The sequence below is a fragment of the Streptosporangium sp. NPDC050284 genome (genome assembly GCF_044459525.1).
GTDB lineage: Bacteria > Actinomycetota > Actinomycetes > Streptosporangiales > Streptosporangiaceae > Streptosporangium.
The window spans coordinates 307126-323835 of sequence record NZ_JBITIZ010000006.1 but is presented as its reverse complement, the minus strand read 5'-3'; the positions used below and the strand labels follow the sequence as shown (position 1 = coordinate 323835).

Sequence of the window (16710 nt, the reverse complement as noted above, 5' to 3'; positions counted from 1 at the left end):
GCCCTCGACGCGGACCGGAACCAACCCCCGAGAGGCGGTCAGGTGAAGTAGCGCAGCCAGACGTACACCCACGCCATGAGCGTGCTCAGCACCGTCACCACGATCCCGTACTTGGTGAACTGCCAGAAGCTGATCGGGTGTCCCGTCCGCGCCGCGATGCCGATCGCGACCACGTTCGCGCTGGCCGCGACCGCCGTACCGTTGCCGCCGAAGTCGGCACCCAGCGCGAACGCCCACCACAGCGCCTGCCCGGTCGCCGGGTCGGGGGCCTGCGCCACCATCCCCTCGACGACCGGTGCCATCGTCGCGACGTAGGGGATGTTGTCGAAGAAAGCCCCCAGCACGCTGGAGCCGAACAGCAGCGACGTCGCCGCGAGGAAGTAGTCGTCGCCGACCACGTCGATCGCCCACGTCCCGATCGTCGCGATCACACCGGTCTGGACCAGGCCCGCGACCATCACGAACAGTCCCATGAAGAACACCAGCGTCGGCCACTCGACCTCCGCCAGCACCTCCGAGACCGACAGCCGCGACAGCAGGAGCATCACCCCCGCTCCGACGAGGGCGACGATGGACGGCTCGATGTGCACCACCGCGTGCATCCCGAACCCCACCACCACCACGGCGAGCACCGCCAGGCACCGCACGAGCAGGCGTGGGTCGGTGATCGCCCGCCTCTCCTGCAGGGCCATCACCGCGGAGACGTGCTCGGGGTTGTACTGGAAGGAGCTCCTGAACAACACTTTGGTCAGCAGGACGAACACAACGAAGATGATGACCACGACGGGTGCCATGTGCACCAGGAAGTCATTGAACGTCAGCCCCGCCCGACTGCCGATGATGATGTTGGGCGGGTCCCCGATGAGGGTGGCCGCACCACCGATGTTGGAGGCGAGCACCTCCGCGATCAGGTAGGGCTGCGCCGGGATCCGCAGCCGGTCGCACACCACCACCGTGACCGGCGCCACCAGCATGATCGTGGTGACGTTGTCGAGGAAGGGCGAGGCGATCGCTGTGATCACCATCAGCATGACCATGAGCCGGTACGGATCGCCTTTGGACCGCTTGGCCGCCCAGATCGCCAGGTAGTCGAAGATTCCCGTCTGCTTGATGATCCCTACGATGATCATCATCCCCAGCAGCAGGAAGATGACGTTCCAGTCGATGCCCTCGTGCTCGGAGAAGAAAACCTCCGATCCCGGTATCAACCCTAGGACCGCCATCACACCGGCGGCGATGAGGACCACCTTGACCTTGTTGGCCTTCTCGGTGGCGATGAAGAAGAACGCGACTAGAAAGATCGATAGGGCGAGCAGCGCGCTCAAGACTCACCCAGACCGAAGACCGCCAGGCTGGTGAGGAGCCGCTCCAGCGTGATCGCCCCGATCAGTGAGGCGTCTCGATCGACCACGGCCACGATCGGGCTGCGAGTCCTGGCCATCAGCGCGGCCACCTCGAGCAGGTTCGCCGTCGTGGAGACGGTGACCGGCCTGGCGGCATCGCGCGGCAGGCAGTCGCCGACCGTGCGATTGCCCAGCTCCTGCCAGAACTGGTCCGCGTAGTCCTCGTCGATGGTCCTGGCGAGGGCGGGATCCTCCTGGTAGGAACCGGGCACGGCGAGCCGCAGCACCTGGGTGCCGGGGAGCACCACCTTGGGCCGCGAGAGGTCGTCCACGATGATGAGCCCCGGCAGGCGGCCGATCACCATGATCCTGACCGCCTTCGCGACGGAGTCACCCTTGGTGACCGTCGGAATGGTCACCGCGATGTCGCGCGCTTGCATGGCACCTTCCCGTCGGGGGAGGTGGCGTACCGCGGGCGGTGTGCTCACGAGGCCCCTCCTGTACTCCCTGTGACCCCTGTGGCCTGCGTGGCCCTGGCGATGTCGGCCATCCGTCGTTCGAGGGCGGCGAGCCTGTCGTCCACCGAGCGGCTGTGCAGGACCTGCGCGATCTGGTCGGCCTCGTCCTGCTCCAGCGCGATGGCCTGCGCCGGCTCGTCGCCCGCGCCGTACACCAGAAGCCGCCGCGGTCCGTCGCTCTCCACGATGACCGCGAGTCGCTGACCGTCTCGGGTAGCGAAGTGGAACAGGGTTCCCGTACCGGGGACGGTCGTGCGGGTGATGTCCATATCGGCGATCACTTCCTTCCACTCGTGGTCGCCGTCACGACGCGAGTCGTTCCGCCCAGCGGATCAGGTCCTCGCGGCGCCGCACCTCGACGCGGGTGATCGCCACCAGTGCCACCTCGACGCCCCAGTGGCGGGCCTCGTCGCCGGCCGCGCAGGCGAGGTCGACCCGCTTGGACAGCCGGGACAGGTCGCGTCTCCCGACGTAGTCGCGGACCTCCGCCTCGACGGCGGCGAGTTTGGCGGCGTCCGGTGAGCCCGGGTAGGAGGCGCACGCCACGGGGTCAGCGATGAAGGCTCGGGCGGCCGCGTTCACCGTGATCGTGGCACCGTCGCGGGTGACGGCGTCCAGCCAGAGAATGCCGACATCGCTCGTACCCATCGCCCTCTCCCGTCTGCTGGTGGTCGCCGCCCTTTCATCCCATCGGTCCCACCTCTTCGCCGCCATTGGGGTCGGCACCCATCTGAGCAGGGGTGAAACATGTAGGGGCGGCACACGGGTATGGGAGGCACCCCGGATGGACAGCCTGTGCCACAACGAGGAAGCTGGTCAGATGAGCGAACGCACCCACCGTCAAGCAGGGGCGCGCAGTCCGGGGCGCATCCTGTTCAGGCGGCTGTTCGCGATCAACGGGCTGGTCTTCACCGTCGGTACGCTGGTGCTCGCCCTCTCACCGGCCACCGTCTCCTCCCCGGTGCTCCTGACCGAGATCCCGGTGCTGACGGTCGGCCTGGCGGTGATCCTGACGGCGAACGCCCTGCTCCTGCGCACCAGTCTGGCACCGCTCGACGCGCTCACCGCCCTCATGCAGCGTGTGGACCTGCTGCACCCCCATAATCGGCTGCCCAGCGGCGGCAATCGTGACCTCGCCCACCTGATCGACACCTTCAACGCGATGCTGGACCGGCTGGAGGCCGAACGCAGCGCCAGCAGCGCCCACGCCCTCGCGGCTCAGGAGGGCGAGCGACGCCGCATCGCCCGCGAGCTGCACGACGAGATCGGCCAGAGCCTGACCGTGGTCCTGCTGAGCCTCAAACACGCCGCCAACCGCGCGCCGCAAGAGCTGCGCGAGGACCTGCACGCGGTGCAGGAGAGCGTCCGCGCGAGCCTGGACGAGGTGGGGCAGGTCGCCCGCCGCCTGCGTCCCGGCGTCCTGGAAGACCTCGGCCTGCAGAGCGCCCTCAGCGCGCTGAGCAGCGATTTCTCCCAGAGCACCGGCGTTCCCGTGACACGCAGGGTCGAAGCCGACCTACCCTCGCTGAGCGAGGACGTCGAGCTGGTCCTCTACCGCATCGCCCAGGAGGGCCTGACCAACGCGGCCAGGCACGCCCGGGCATCCAACGTCGAGGTGTCGCTGACCGTCCGGCCCGGCGTCCTGGAACTGCGCATCACCGACGACGGCCGCGGCGGCGTACGCCAGGATGGGGCGGGTATCCGCGGAATGCGGGAGCGCGCCCTGCTCATCGGCGCCCAACTGACCGTGACCTCTCCGCAGGACGGCGGCACCGACGTCCGCCTCACCGTACCGGTCGCCGACACCGAACGGAGAGCCTCATGAGCACTGTGACCCCTGGGACCCCCGGGACCCCCGGGACCCCCGTGAGCGTCGGGAGCCCCACCAGGATCCTGCTCGCCGACGACCACGCCCTGGTCCGCCGCGGACTGCGGCTGATCCTGGACGCCGAGCCCGATCTCAGGGTGGTGGCCGAGGCCGCCAACGGCGCCGAAGCGGTGGAGGCGGCCACTCCCGAGGGGGTCGACCTCGCCATCCTCGACATCGCGATGCCTCGCATGACCGGCCTGCAGGCGGCCCGCGAGATCTCACGGCGCGCGCCCGGCATCCGGCTGCTGATCCTGTCGATGTACGACAACGAGCAGTACTTCTTCGAGGCGCTCAAGGCGGGAGCCTCGGGCTACGTGCTGAAGTCGGTGGCCGACCGCGACCTGCTGGAGGCGTGCAGGGCGGCGATGCGCGGTGAGCCGTTCCTGTATCCGGGTGCCGTCACCGCCCTGATCAGGCACTACCTGCAGCGCGACAGGATGGGGCAGAGCATGCCCGACAGCATCCTCACCCCGCGCGAGGAGGAGATCGTCAAGCTGATCGCCGAGGGCAACTCCGCCAAGCAGGTCGCCGAGACCCTCTTCATCAGCGTGAAGACCGTCGACCGGCATCGCGCCAACATCCTGCAGAAGCTCGGCATGCGCGACCGGCTCGACCTCACCCGCTACGCCATCCGCGCCGGCCTGATCGAACCCTGACCCGCCACCCACGCGGGCCTGATCGACACGAACAGCACGAACCTCGGCGGCGGGGAGGGTGCCCCCGCGCCTTCGATCAATCCTCTCCGCCTCGGCCAGGCGAGGGTGGGGCGAGCTGGAACCAGACGCTCGTGCTTCCGGGTGATCGATGGAAACCCCAGCGGGCCGCCAGGGTGTCGACCAGGGCGAGACCTCGGCCGCTCGGGGATTCCTCCTCGGCCACCCTCGGGTACGGGATCCTGGAGGACCCGCAGTCCCGGACCGCGACCAGCACGCCGCCGGTCGCGAACGCCAGCGAGACGAGGAACTCCCGCTGGACCGCGTGCCGGATCACGTTCCCGGCGAGCTCGCTGGTGAGCAGGACCGCGTCGTCCCTGCGCGGATGGTCCTCCCCCAGCAGGTCGGCGACGAAGGTACGGGCCGACCTGACCTGCGAGGCCGTGGCCGCGAACCGGCGGGAGAAGCTCGGCGAGGCGGACAGCACGTCCAGCGCGAACAGCTGCCAGTCCAGGCCGGAGAACCTCCGATCCGCGCCGTTGAACCGGGCGCTCCGGAACCATCCGGAGATCCCGCCGACGATCAGAGCACGCGAACGCTTCCCCATCATCCCTGTCCCTTCCTTCGTTCACAGAACCGATCGCTCCAGGAACGTTCCATCTCGCCTGACATGGCTTGTCCACATAGCGATACGCCGCCATCCGGCAGCTCACACGGGCGCCACCTTTCGCGGCGAGAGCGGCGTCCTCGACGCTTCGACCTCACCCAACCGCGATTACTGAACGCTTTTGATCGATCGCCTTCGGTGACCTATCGCTGGGGTCTACAGTGAGCTTCGCGGTTCCGGAGCGCAAGCTGGTTGAGCGAAATAGTTACGCCGAGTTTCTTTCTCGGCCCATCCTGATCGAGATCATTACTGCGGGAGGGAAAATGAACACCGACATACCGTCGCTTCGACAGCGCTGGCTCGGCGCGAAACTGGCAGAACTTCGCGCGGCGGCGGGAATCCCTTCACTTGCCATAGCAGCGGACAAATGCAAACGTTCCACGGCCTCGCTCAGCCGCATCGAGAACGGCATGGTCGGCATCCCTCCGCGCGACGTGCCTCCGATCCTGGATGCCTACGGAGTCACCGACCCAGCCGTCCGGGACAAGCTCATGGTCGTCGCGGCTGAGATACAACAGGAACGACGCGGCTGGTGGGTCGAGCACGGCGACGCGTTGGCGCCTTCGTACGTAGACCTGATACGGCTCGAATCGACGGCGACCGAGATCCAAACCTACGAGGCATACCTGATGCCGGGGCTGCTGCAGACAGAGGCGTATGCCCGAACGTTCGTGTCCGCCATGCAAGGCCTGAGCAGCGCCACCGAGCTTGGGGAGTTCGTCGCCGTCCGGGCGGCACGCAAGACCATCCTCAGGCGGCAGGAACCGGTCATCCTACGCGCCGTGATCAGCGAGGCCGCCCTCCGTCATCCCATTGGCGGCCCGGAGATCTTTCGTGATCAGATCGAGTATCTACGCGAGTGCGCGGCATGGCCCAACGTCACCCTGCAGATTCTGCCGTTCACCAGCCAACCTCATCCTGGAATGTCAGGAGCCTTCACCATCCTGCGTCTTCCCAGCCTGGACGTCGCGCATGTCGAGACGATGAACACCGACGCCTACATCGAAGACGAACACAGCGTCGAACAGTATCTCCGAGCTTTCGATCACCTCTGCGATCTTGCCCTGAGCCCTGATAAATCAGTCTCTTTCCTGCAGGAGATAGCCGTTACGCTCTAATTGTCGCGATTTATCCAGGGAGGACGTTCAACGATGGTTGGCGATCAGCATTCCTGCGGAGTTTGGCGTAAAAGCGCTCGCAGCGGCGCTCAGAGCAACTGCGTCGAAGCACGCTTCGACGGCACCGTCGTCTGGCTGCACAACTCCAACAACCCCTCCCCCCACGGTCCCGTCCTCGCCGTCACACCGAAAACCTGGCTTACCCTCCTCGACCAGGTCCGAGCGGGCAACCTCACCCTCAGAAAACCGGCCTCCCCCACCCTCGTCGCGGGTCACCTCCTCATCGGCCTCGACGGCGACCGCGTCACCATCCAGGACAGCGACACCCCGCCCACAATCACCGTCACCTACACACTCGGCGAATGGCACACGTTCCTCGACGGGGTGACCCACGACGACGAGTTCACCCTCCCCTGGCTCCTCGGCACCCCGATCGGCGCCTGACCTTCGGGAAACGACGAACGGCCCGGCGCGGGCCGGGCCGTTCGCGGTGAGGTGCTTACTTCTTCTGCCCCTGGCGCTTCTCGCGGATCTTCATGGTGACCTCGATGGGCGACCCGGCGAAGCCGAACTCCTCGCGGATCCGGCGCTCGATGAAGCGGCGGTAGGTCTCCTCCAGGAAGCCCGAGGTGAACAGCACGAACTTCGGCGGCTCCGTCGACGCCTGCGTGGCGAAGAGGATCTTGGGCTGCTTGCCGCTGCGGACCGGGGGCGGGGTCGCCGCGACCAGGTCGGTCAGGAAGGCGTTGAGCCTGGCGGTGGGCACCCGGGTCGACCAGGAGTCGAGCGCCTTCTCGATCGCGGGGACGATCCGGTCGACGTGCCAGCCGTTCTTCGCGGAGATGTTGATCCGCAGCGCCCACGGCACGCGGACGAGCTGGCGGTCGATCTCCTTCTCCAGGTAGTAGCGGCGGTCCTCGTCCAGCAGGTCCCACTTGTTGAACGCCACGACCATGCACCGGCCGGACTCGATCACCAGGGAGATGATCCGCAGGTCCTGCTCGGTCAGCACCTCGCTCGCGTCGATGAGCACGACCGCGATCTCCGAGCGCTCCAGGGCCCCCCGGGTGCGCATGCTCGCGTAGAAGTCGGCGCCCTTGAGCTCACGGTCGCGCCGCCTGATTCCGGCGGTGTCGACGAAGCGCCAGGTCTTGCCGCCGAGCTCGATCAGCTCGTCCACCGGGTCGCGGGTGGTGCCCGCCATCGGGTCGACGAGCACCCGCTCGGCGCCCGCCAGCTTGTTCAGCAGCGAAGACTTGCCCACGTTGGGCTTGCCGACCAGGGCGACCCTGCGCGGACCGCGCTCGGGGCCGAAGCGCTGCTCGGGCGTCTCGGGCAGCTTTTCGAGGATCACGTCCAGCAGGTCGCCGCTGGAGCGGCCGTGCAGGGCGGAGACCGGCTGCGGCTCGCCCAGGCCGAGGGACCACAGCCCTGCGGCCTCCAGCTCCATCTGCTGGTTGTCGACCTTGTTGGCGGCGAGGATGACCGGCTTGCCAGATCCGCGCAGTACGTGGCCGACGATCTCGTCCGCGTCGGTCACGCCCACGACGGCGTCGACCACGAACAGGATCACGTCGGCCAGCTCGGCCGCGATCTGGGCCTGCTCCGCGATCTTCAGCGCCATGCCGGTCGCGTCGGGGTCCCAGCCTCCGGTGTCGACCACCGTGAACCGGCGCCCCCGCCAGGTGGCGTCGTAGGTGACCCGGTCGCGGGTCACCCCCGGCACGTCCTCCACGACCGCCTCCCGGCGGCCGATGATCCGGTTGACCAGGGTGGACTTGCCCACGTTGGGGCGGCCCACCACGGCCACGACCGGCTGCGGGGAGGTGTCGGGCCCCGCCTCCCGCTGCGAGCTGTCATCGGTCCCTGAATCGGCGAGCTCCGCGTCGATCCAGCCGTTGTCGTCGTCGTATTCCCCGGTCACTCTTTTTCCTTAATTACACGCAGTATTTCGGCGATGACCTCTTCGAGGTTCAGCGCCGTGGTGTCGAGCTCGACGGCGTCGGCCGCCTTCGCCAGCGGGTCTGCCTTCCTGGTCGAGTCGAGGGTGTCGCGGCGGGCCATCGCGGCCCGCTGGGCGTCCACCGTGGTGCCGCTCAGCTCCGCCGTACGGCGCAGGGCCCTGGCCTCCGCGCTCGCGGTCAGGTAGATCTTGACCGCGGCGTCGGGCACCACCACCGTGCCGATGTCACGGCCCTCGACGACAATGCCGCCCGCACCGATGATCTCACGCTGCTCGGCCACCAGACGGCGCCGCACCTCGGGCACCGCGCTCACCGCCGAGACGGCCGCGGTCACCTCCGCGGTGCGGATCGGCGCGAGGGCGTCGACACCGTCGACCGCGATCACCGGCGCGTCCGGGTCGGTGCCCAGCGTGAGAACCGGGTCGAGCGCCCTGGCGGCGATCGCCTCGGGATCGGCGAGGTCGACGCCCCGCTGAAGCATCCACCAGGTGATCGCCCTGTACATCGCGCCGGTATCGAGATAACGCAGCCCCAGGGCTCGCGCCACTCCTCGCGACGCGCTCGACTTGCCCGATCCCGAAGGACCATCCATGGCGACGACCAGTCCGGTCACGACGCGCCTCTCCCTTACAGCCCGCTTCAATTGTCCGTACGAGGCTACCGGGATGCGGGAAGGAACCACGCATCGAACAGGGGCGCCCGCTCCGGAGATGAGCGGGCCTTACAGGACAGGCTCGCTCATGACGCGGCATGCGCGAGGCTCACCCGGACATGAGCGGGCCTCGCGAGAGATCACCCCGGGGTTCGGCGGCGGGCTCCGCCGAACCCTTGACGGATCATCGTGCGAACACCGCGTGATCACACAGGGGCGAGGATCACGGCAGGTGCCAGCCGTTCGCGCGCAGGGCCTCGGCCAGCGCCGTCACCGCCTCCGGTTGCACCCACAGATCGGCGGCGCCCAGCGGCAGGCCGGGGGCGTGCTCAAGCCTGACGTCCTCGATGTTGACGCCCGCCTCCTTGGCCACCTGGAACAGCCTGGCGAGCTCGCCGGGACGGTCGCCGATGATGACCTGGACGACCGCGTAGGTGCGCGCGGGACCGCCGTGCTTGCCGGGAATCCTGCCCGTACCCGCGACGCCCCGGTGCAGCAGATCGGTGACCCGGGTCATGGCGCCGGAATCGACGGAGGCCGCTGCGGCGCGCAGAGAGGCCGCCGCGGCGGCCAGGTCGGCCGCCACCGCCTCCAGCACCTCGGCCACCGGCAGCGCGTTACCCGACAGGATCCCGGTCCAGAGCCTCGGGTCGCTCGCCGCGACGCGGGTGACGTCGCGCACCCCGGGGCCGGCCAGGCCGAGCGCGGTGACCGGCGCCTCCGCGAGGCGGGCGGCCACCGCAGAGGCGGCCACGTGGGGGGCGTGCGAGACGACCGCGACGGCCCTGTCGTGCTCCTCGGCGGCGATCCTGACCGCCTCGCCCCCGCAGAGTTTGACGAGCCCGTGCAGGGCCTCCACGGCGTCCGGTGAGGTCTCCTCGGTCGGGCACAGCGCCCACGGGCGCCCGAGGAACAGGTCCGCCCGCGCCGCGGCGGGGCCCGAGCGCTCACGTCCGGCGAGCGGGTGCCCGGCGACATAGGTCGTCAGGTCGCAGCCGAGGCTCGCGGCCTCCCTGATCGGGAGCGCCTTGACGCTCGCCACGTCGGTGTAGAAACGGGCCGCTCCGGCGCCCTGCAGGGCGGCGAGCTGCCCCGCGACCGCCTGCGGCGGGATCGCGATGATCGCGATGTCCACGGTCACACCCTCGGCCCACTCGACACCGGCGCCCAGCTCCCGCGCCAGCCGCAGGGATCCCGCGTCGCGATCGGCCAGGTGGACGGCCACGCCCTGCTCGCGCAGGGCGAGGGCGATCGAGGTGCCGATCAGGCCCGTACCGACGACCAGGACGCTTTCAAGGCCGCTCACGCGCGTTCCTCCGAAATGGTGACGCACGTGGAACTCACTGGGCGATGTCCACGCGAAGGGCGACCGCGCCACGAAGGTAGACGTGCTGGATGTCCTGGCGGGGCCGATCGACGTCGACGTGTGCCATCAGCCGCACCACGCGGGGCAGCGCGCCGGGAACGTCGATCTCGGAGGCGCAGATCAGCGGAACGTCGTGAAAGCCGAGCTTGCGGGCGGCCAGAGCGGGAAACTCCGCGGTGAGATCGGGCGTGGCCGTGAAGATCACGCTGATCACGTCATCGGTGGTGAGCCTGTTGCGCCCCATCACCTCCGTCACCAACTCGGTGACGCCGGAGAGGATCTCATCCCGGTCGTTGGCACCGACCTGGATCGCTCCTCGGATCGCCCGCATCATCGCCGCACCTCCACTTCACCGCGCCGGATCACCCTCAGGGTGATCCGGCGCGTCTCAACACACGTTTCAGGAAGGCTACAACCCGACGGCGGCGTAGAGCTCCCCGACTTCCGTGAGGGTGAGTGCCCGGACGGTACCCGGCTTGAGGCGGCCGAGCTTGACCGGGCCGAACTCGATGCGCGCCAGGTCGATGACCGGGTGCCCAACCTCCTCCAGCATGCGGCGGACGATGTGCTTGCGACCCTCGTGCAGCACGATCTCGACCAGGGCCTGCTGGCCGTGCTCCTGGACCAGGGCGAAGGAGTCGGCCTTGGCCAGGCCGTCCTCCAGCTCAATGCCCTTCTTCAGGCGGCGGCCGAGGTCGCGCTCGATCCGGCCGGGAACCTTCGCCCAGTACTTCTTCTGGACCCCGTAGCTCGGATGGGTGAGCCTGTTGGCCAGCTCTCCGTCGTTGGTGAGCAGGATGAGGCCCTCGGTCTCGGTGTCGAGGCGGCCCACGTGGAACAACCGCTCGGTGCGGTCGGCCACGAAGTCGGCCAGCGAGGGACGGCCGTCCGGGTCGGACATGGTGCTGACGACGCCGATCGGCTTGTTGATCGCGAGGTAGACCAGGTCGGGCATGGTCGGCAGGCGCTTGCCGTCGACGTGGATGACCTGCTTGGTGGGGTCGACCCGGGCGCCGAAGCGGCGGACCACCTGACCGTCGACCGTCACCCGGCCCTCGCCGATCATGTCCTCGCAGGCCCGGCGGCTGGCGACACCCGCCTGGGCGAGGACCTTCTGCAGCCGGATGCCGTCGGGGACCTCGGTGGTGTCGCGCTCGTCGGTGTAGTCGCGGTCGTAGAAGTCGGAGTCGCGCTTGGGCTGGCGGGCGGTCTTGAACCGGTCGTTCGCGATCGTCCCGGGCCTGAGCGGCGCCTTCGCCTGGGGGGCACGGTTGGCGGCCCGATCCGAGGGTGCGCGGCGCTCGCCGTACGCCTCAGCGCGGTTGCCGCCGATGGTCTGGACGTCGTCCCGGCGTCCGGTTCTGCCGAAGCGGCCACGGGAACCACCGGCGGGCGCGTCACCGCGACCACGGTCGGAGCCCGGCCTGCCACGCGAGCCGTCGCGCTCCGCGCGGAAACCACCGCGGTCGTCACGACGCGGACCGTCCGAACGGTAACCGCCCTGCGAACCACCGGAGGACGAACCCCCACGCTCATCGCGGCGCGGAGCGTCGGAACGGTAGCCGTCACGGTCGTCACGGCGCGGAGCGTCGGAACGGTAACCACCCTGGGAGCCGCCCGAGGGCCGCTCGTACCGGCTCCGCGAACCGTCACGCTCCGCGCGGAAACCACCGCGATCGTCACGACGCGGACCATCGGAGCGGTAACCACCCTGCGAACCGCCGCGGTCGTCGCGGCGGGGACCGTCAGAGCGGTAACCACCCTGGGAGCCGCCCGAGGGCCGCTCGTACCGGCTCCGCGAACCGTCACGCTCCGCGCGGAAACCACCGCGGTCGTCACGACGCGGACCGTCCGAACGGTAACCACCGGAGGACGAGCCACCACGGTCATCGCGACGCGGAGCGTCGGAACGGTAACCGCCCTGCGAACCACCGGAGGACGAACCACCACGATCGTCACGACGCGGACCATCGGAACGGTAACCACCCGAGGGCGAGCCACCGCGATCGTCACGGCGCGGGCCGTCGGAGCGGTAACCGCCCTGGGAGCCGCCAGAGGGCTTGTCATACCGGCTCCGCGAACCGTCACGGTCGGCGCGGAAACCACCGCGATCATCGCGGCGCGGACCGTCGGAACGGTAACCGCCCTGGGAGCCTCCACGGGAGGAGGAGGGGCCGCCTCGGGAGGAGCCGGAGGAGGATCCGCCTCGGGAGGACCCGCCCCGGAATCCACCGGACTGTGAGCCTCCACGGGGATTGCCACCGCGCGGGGCTCCGCCACGGCCTTGACCGCGTCCATCACCGGACGGGGTACTGCGCCTGCTGTTCACTTCTGCTCCTCTAGGGATTCCATGTCGTCGGGCAGGAAGGGCGCCAGCTCGGGAAGCTCGCCGAGCTCCCGCAGGCCCATCCGCTCGAGAAAATACGAACTTGTCCGGTAGAGCATGGCTTGGCTCTCCGGTTCGGTGCCGGCCTCCTCGACCAGCCCTCTCGTCATCAGCGTGCGTATGACGCCGTCGCTGTTGACACCGCGGATGGCCGCCACCCGGGCCCGGCTCACCGGCTGCCGGTAGGCGACCACGGCCAGGGTCTCCAGAGCGGCCTGGGTGAGGCGCGTCTGCTGGCCGTCGCGGACGAACCGCTCCACGAGCGGTGCGCACTCGGCCCGCGTGTAGAACCGCCAGCCGCCCGCGACCTCTCTCAGGTCAAAACCCCGCCCGGAAGCGGTATATTCCGCCGAAAGCTCACGAATCGCCCGGCTGATCTCGTGGACGGGCCGCTCCAGAACCTGGGCGAGAGTCACCTCCGCGACGGGCTCGTCGACCACCAGCAGGATGGCCTCCAGCCCGGCGCGCAGGTCCGGCTCGGCACTCGGGCCGACCTCGGCACGCGAACCGGGCTCGCCGAACGGTCCGGCCTCAGTGCGTGAACCGGGCTCGGCTCGCGCTTCGGGGTCGGCGTACGGTCCGGCCTCGGCACGCGGACCGGCCTCGGGTGCCAGGTCAGTCATCGGCGGGCTCTTCCTTCGGGCTGTTCAGGGTCTCGTCGTAGTCGTCGGCCACGGCGACGTCGCCGTCGTCACTGCCGGTCCAGGTCACGTGCAACTCCCCGAGAGGCTCCACCTGCTCGAAGGAGACGGCGGCCTCCCGGTAGAGCTCCAGGACGGCCAGGAAACGCGCGACGACCTCGAAGGTGCCGGCGCAGTCGGAGGTGAGGGCCCGGAAAGTCGCCCGGCGCAACCGCCGCAGCCGCTCGACAAGGATAACCGCCTGCTCGCGGACATTGGCGAGCGGTTGGTAGATGTGGGCCACCGAGACCGACGGGGGCGCCTTGGGGGTGAAGGCCCGCTGGGCGATCTCCGCGAGGCGGTCGGGGCCGATGCCGAGGATCAACTCCGGCAGCAGGCTCGCGAACTCGGCCTCCATCGGCACCGTACGGGGGAAGCGCAGCGCCTCCTCGGCCATCCGGCCCGAGAAGACCTTCACGACCTCCTTGTAGGCCCGGTACTGCAGAAGGCGGGCGAACAGCAGGTCACGGGCCTCCAGGAGGGCGAGGTCCTCCTCGTCGTCGACCTCACCCGAGGGCAGCAGCCTCGCGGCCTTGAGATCGAGCAGGGTCGCCGCGACGAGCAGGAAGTGACTCGTCTGGTCCAGATCCCACTCCGGACCCCTCGCCCGGATGTAGGAGATGAACTCGTCGGTGACCTGGCTGAGCGAGACCTCGGTGATGTCCAGCTTGTGCTTGGAGATCAGGCCGAGCAGGAGGTCGAAGGGGCCCTCGAAGACCTCCAGATGCACCTTGAAGGTGCCATCGTCGGTCTTCGGCGGCTCGGTCATCCCTGCATTGTCCCGCACCCGGAGGCGAGATCACTGCTCCAGCGCGGCCCACCTGGCCAGGACTTCCCTCGCGAGCTCGCGGTACGCGCTGGCGCCGAGCGAGGAGGAGTCGAAACTGGTGATGGGCTCACCGGCCACGGTGGCGTCGGGGAAGCGAACCGTCCGGTTGATCACCGTGTGGTAGACCTTGTCGTCGAACGCCTCGACGACCCGGGCCAGCACCTCGCGGCCGTGCAGGGTGCGCGCGTCGTACATGGTGGCGAGCAGGCCCTCGATGACCAGCTCGTCGTTGATGCGCTCCTGGACCTTGATGATGGTGTCCATGAGCAGCGCGACACCGCGCAACGCGAAGAACTCGCACTCCAGCGGCACCATGACGCCGTGCGCGCAGGCGAGCGCGTTGATCGTGAGCAGTCCCAGCGAGGGCTGGCAGTCGATCAGGCACACGTCGTACTCGGGCAGGAGGGGTTTGATCACCCGGCCGAGCACCTGCTCACGGGCGACCTCCGTGACGAGCTGGACCTCGGCGGCCGACAGGTCGATGTTGCTGGGCAGCAGGTCCATGCCCTCGACGCCGGTCTCCAGCAGCACGTCCCTGGCGGTGATCTGCCGCTCCATGAGGAGGTTGTAGACCGTCAGGTCGAGCTGAAGGGGGTTGATCCCGAGGCCGACAGAGAGGGCGCCCTGCGGGTCGAAGTCGACCAGCAGGACCTTGAGCCCGGCCTCCGCCAGCGCGGCGCCCAGGTTGATGGTGGTGGTCGTCTTGCCGACGCCGCCCTTCTGGTTGACCATGGCGACGACCCTCGCCGGCCCGTGCACCGTGCGCGGGGGCGGATCGGGGAAGACCGGGCGGGGACGTCCGGTCGGGCCGAGGACTCCCCCGCTGCGAGGGGTCCCGGCGGTCTTGGTGTCGCCCCAGGGATTCTCGGGGTTTGCCGGGGTCGCTCCCCGGATAGAACCGTCGGCGGTCACAGTCACCAGTCGAACCTCCCTGACGGCCTCTAACCGGACCGTCCGGACGGACACTATGGCGTCAACACGTATGCGGCAAGGCGGCACGCCCGGACATAAGCAAGGTCAATCCCGCGTGCGCGAATGCGCCCCGGCATAGACCTCGCGGAGCTTGTCGACCGTGACCTGTGTGTACACCTGGGTGGTGGTCACCGAGGCGTGGCCGAGTAGTTCCTGAACCACCCTAACGTCCACACCCCCGTCAAGGAGGTGAGTTGCGAACGAATGTCGCAACATATGTGGCGACACTCCTTCGAGCCCGCCACGCTCGGCGGCGCCCTGAAGGACCTCCCAGGCGCCCTGGCGGGTGAGCCGTCCGCCTCTGGCGTTGAGGAAGAGCCCCGAGGTACCCCGGCCGTGTGAGGCGATACGGGGCCGCGCGCGGGTGAGGTAGGCGCGCAGCGCCTCCTCCGCGAAGCCTCCCAGCGGCACCAGGCGGGTGCGTCCGCCCTTGCCGCGCAGGCACACCCGCCGGGCCTCGGCACCCAGCTCGACGTCGTCGACGGCGAGCCCCACGGCCTCGGAGATGCGCGCGCCGGTGCCGTACAGCAGTTCGAGCAGTGCCCGGTTACGCAGTGTGAGCGGGGCTCCGTCCGGTCCCGAGGCGGCGATCAGGCGCTCGACGTCGCGGACGCTGATCGCCTTGGGAAGCCGCCTGAGCTGGCGTGGCGAGCGCACCTCGTGGGCCGGGTCGTGCCGGCAGACGCCCTGGCTCAGCGCGAAGCGGTGCAGGCCGCGCACCGCGGAGACGGCCCGCGCCGCCGAGGCGGCGACGAGGGCCTGGTGCTCGCCGTCGCCTTCCCTGAGCGCCGCCACGAAGGCGGCGACGTCACCCTCGGCGATCTGGCCGAAGGTGACGTGGCCGCGCCGCTTGAGATGTTCCACATATCGCAGGAGGTCACGGCGGTAGGAGGCCAGGGTGTTGGCGGCCAGGCCCCGCTCCACGGCCAGGTGGGCGAGGTAACTGGAGAGGACGGCCTCCGTCTCGCTCAGGGTGTCCTCCTGTCATGCCTCCGGTGCGTCGGCGGGCCGCAGTGAGGCGAATCCATCCGCCGAAGCGGCGTATGCGGCGAGAATACCGGTCACGGCTTGGGAATTGTGGATCATTCCCGCCATGGCACGCCGAACCGCGTCGGACAGGGGAATCCACACCACCGGCATGTCGGCCTCCTCATGCCGGTGGACGAAGTCGAGCTCCCCCTCGGGAATAGGGCTGACGTCCCTGGCGAGGAAGATCCGGGTGCGCTCGTCGCTCATTCCGGGCGAGACGAAGGTGTCGACCAGCGTGTGCCAGGTGTCCGCCCGGTAGCCCGCCTCCTCGGCGAGTTCACGGGCCGCCCCGACCCGCAGGGGCTCGCCCTCGACGTCGCGCAGCCCCGCGGGCAGCTCCCACAGCAGCCGCCGTGCGGGGTGGCGGTACTGGCGGATCAGCAGGACCCGATCCCTGTCGTCGAGGGCCACGACGGCCACGGAGCCCGGGTGGAGGACGTAGTCGCGATTGACGACCTCGCCGTCCGGCATCACGACCGCGTCGGTGACCCCGGTGATGACGCGGGCACGGAAGTGCTCGGTGGAGGAGACGACCTTCCATTCCTCGGAGGCGTCCACGATCTCCAGATCGTCCCGCCCCTCCCCAACTTCCTGAGCCGTCGAGATGTCCTGTCTCCTGTCGACCTCGTGAGCCTCCTGGGCCTTGCGGTCCTTCCCCGCACC

Annotated in this window: 19 protein-coding genes; 4 read left to right on the top strand and 15 right to left on the bottom strand. The window is 69.2% G+C overall.

What is annotated here, in order from left to right; genetic code table 11:
- Positions 1 to 38: 38 nt before the first annotated feature.
- The 4 genes from ACIBH4_RS17025 to ACIBH4_RS17010 are packed head-to-tail and all read right to left on the bottom strand — an operon-like array spanning position 39 to position 2509.
- Positions 39 to 1325 carry an ArsB/NhaD family transporter gene (locus ACIBH4_RS17025; protein ID WP_362506581.1) on the bottom strand — a complete coding sequence of 429 codons (1287 nt, stop codon included), beginning with the start codon at positions 1323 to 1325 and terminating at the stop codon, positions 39 to 41.
- Entirely contained in the window at positions 1322 to 1783 is a 462-nt protein-coding gene (locus ACIBH4_RS17020) for a CBS domain-containing protein (protein WP_362506584.1), read from the bottom strand. Before ACIBH4_RS17020 ends, ACIBH4_RS17025 begins: the two co-directional genes overlap by 4 nt.
- 44 nt (positions 1784 to 1827) lie before the next feature.
- Complete coding sequence (locus ACIBH4_RS17015; protein ID WP_362506587.1) at positions 1828 to 2130, bottom strand: hypothetical protein; 303 nt, start codon at positions 2128 to 2130, stop codon at positions 1828 to 1830.
- A gap of 34 nt (positions 2131 to 2164) precedes the next feature.
- Complete coding sequence (locus ACIBH4_RS17010) at positions 2165 to 2509, bottom strand: hypothetical protein (protein WP_362506590.1); 345 nt, start codon at positions 2507 to 2509, stop codon at positions 2165 to 2167.
- Positions 2510 to 2681: 172 nt separating this feature from the next.
- On the opposite strand from ACIBH4_RS17010, the gene ACIBH4_RS17005 reads away from it, so the two are divergent.
- Both ACIBH4_RS17005 and ACIBH4_RS17000 read left to right on the top strand, forming a co-directional pair.
- Positions 2682 to 3686, top strand: coding sequence for a histidine kinase (locus ACIBH4_RS17005; protein ID WP_362506593.1), 1005 nt, complete (start codon positions 2682 to 2684; stop codon positions 3684 to 3686).
- Positions 3683 to 4387 (top strand): response regulator transcription factor, encoded by a 705-nt coding sequence (locus tag ACIBH4_RS17000; protein WP_362506596.1) that lies wholly within the window; start codon positions 3683 to 3685, stop codon positions 4385 to 4387. The genes ACIBH4_RS17005 and ACIBH4_RS17000 overlap by 4 nt, the downstream gene beginning before the upstream one ends.
- 76 nt (positions 4388 to 4463) lie before the next feature.
- On the opposite strand, the gene ACIBH4_RS16995 is transcribed toward ACIBH4_RS17000, so the two are convergent.
- Positions 4464 to 4991, bottom strand: a complete 528-nt coding sequence (locus tag ACIBH4_RS16995; protein WP_399172322.1) for an ATP-binding protein — start codon at positions 4989 to 4991, stop codon at positions 4464 to 4466.
- Between the two features lie 221 nt (positions 4992 to 5212).
- Between ACIBH4_RS16995 and ACIBH4_RS16990 the strand changes: the two genes are divergently transcribed.
- Together ACIBH4_RS16990 and ACIBH4_RS16985 are read left to right on the top strand one after the other, a co-directional pair.
- Positions 5213 to 6169 (top strand): helix-turn-helix transcriptional regulator, encoded by a 957-nt coding sequence (locus ACIBH4_RS16990; RefSeq protein WP_362506602.1) that lies wholly within the window; start codon positions 5213 to 5215, stop codon positions 6167 to 6169.
- Between the two features lie 33 nt (positions 6170 to 6202).
- The gene (locus ACIBH4_RS16985) at positions 6203 to 6613 is read left to right on the top strand and encodes a DUF397 domain-containing protein (RefSeq protein ID WP_362506605.1); all 411 of its coding nucleotides are present in this window, start codon (positions 6203 to 6205) and stop codon (positions 6611 to 6613) included.
- A gap of 55 nt (positions 6614 to 6668) precedes the next feature.
- On the opposite strand, the gene der is transcribed toward ACIBH4_RS16985, so the two are convergent.
- From der to ACIBH4_RS16935, 10 genes are all read right to left on the bottom strand, one after another.
- On the bottom strand, positions 6669 to 8093 hold the full coding sequence (gene der / locus ACIBH4_RS16980) for a ribosome biogenesis GTPase Der (RefSeq protein WP_362506607.1): 1425 nt from the start codon (positions 8091 to 8093) through the stop codon (positions 6669 to 6671).
- The gene (gene cmk, locus ACIBH4_RS16975) at positions 8090 to 8746 is read right to left on the bottom strand and encodes a (d)CMP kinase (protein WP_362506610.1); all 657 of its coding nucleotides are present in this window, start codon (positions 8744 to 8746) and stop codon (positions 8090 to 8092) included. The genes der and cmk overlap by 4 nt, the downstream gene beginning before the upstream one ends.
- Positions 8747 to 9008: 262 nt before the next feature.
- A complete protein-coding gene (locus tag ACIBH4_RS16970; protein ID WP_362506613.1) occupies positions 9009 to 10091 on the bottom strand; it encodes a prephenate dehydrogenase in 1083 nt (360 codons plus the stop codon).
- A 34-nt stretch (positions 10092 to 10125) separates the two neighbouring features.
- Positions 10126 to 10485: a chorismate mutase gene (aroH, locus tag ACIBH4_RS16965; RefSeq protein ID WP_350948236.1), complete on the bottom strand. Its 360-nt coding sequence runs from the start codon at positions 10483 to 10485 to the stop codon at positions 10126 to 10128.
- Between the two features lie 75 nt (positions 10486 to 10560).
- A complete protein-coding gene (locus ACIBH4_RS16960) occupies positions 10561 to 12480 on the bottom strand; it encodes a pseudouridine synthase (RefSeq protein ID WP_362506617.1) in 1920 nt (639 codons plus the stop codon).
- A complete protein-coding gene (gene scpB / locus ACIBH4_RS16955) occupies positions 12477 to 13160 on the bottom strand; it encodes an SMC-Scp complex subunit ScpB (RefSeq protein WP_362766618.1) in 684 nt (227 codons plus the stop codon). The genes ACIBH4_RS16960 and scpB overlap by 4 nt, the downstream gene beginning before the upstream one ends.
- The gene (locus tag ACIBH4_RS16950) at positions 13153 to 13986 is read right to left on the bottom strand and encodes a segregation/condensation protein A (RefSeq protein WP_362506622.1); all 834 of its coding nucleotides are present in this window, start codon (positions 13984 to 13986) and stop codon (positions 13153 to 13155) included. Before ACIBH4_RS16950 ends, scpB begins: the two co-directional genes overlap by 8 nt.
- A gap of 30 nt (positions 13987 to 14016) precedes the next feature.
- Entirely contained in the window at positions 14017 to 14964 is a 948-nt protein-coding gene (locus tag ACIBH4_RS16945) for a ParA family protein (protein ID WP_350948232.1), read from the bottom strand.
- Positions 14965 to 15063: 99 nt separating this feature from the next.
- Positions 15064 to 15990, bottom strand: coding sequence for a tyrosine recombinase (locus ACIBH4_RS16940; protein ID WP_362507257.1), 927 nt, complete (start codon positions 15988 to 15990; stop codon positions 15064 to 15066).
- Positions 15991 to 16002: 12 nt separating this feature from the next.
- Complete coding sequence (locus ACIBH4_RS16935; RefSeq protein ID WP_399172378.1) at positions 16003 to 16653, bottom strand: NUDIX domain-containing protein; 651 nt, start codon at positions 16651 to 16653, stop codon at positions 16003 to 16005.
- Between the last annotated feature and the right edge of the window lie 57 nt (positions 16654 to 16710).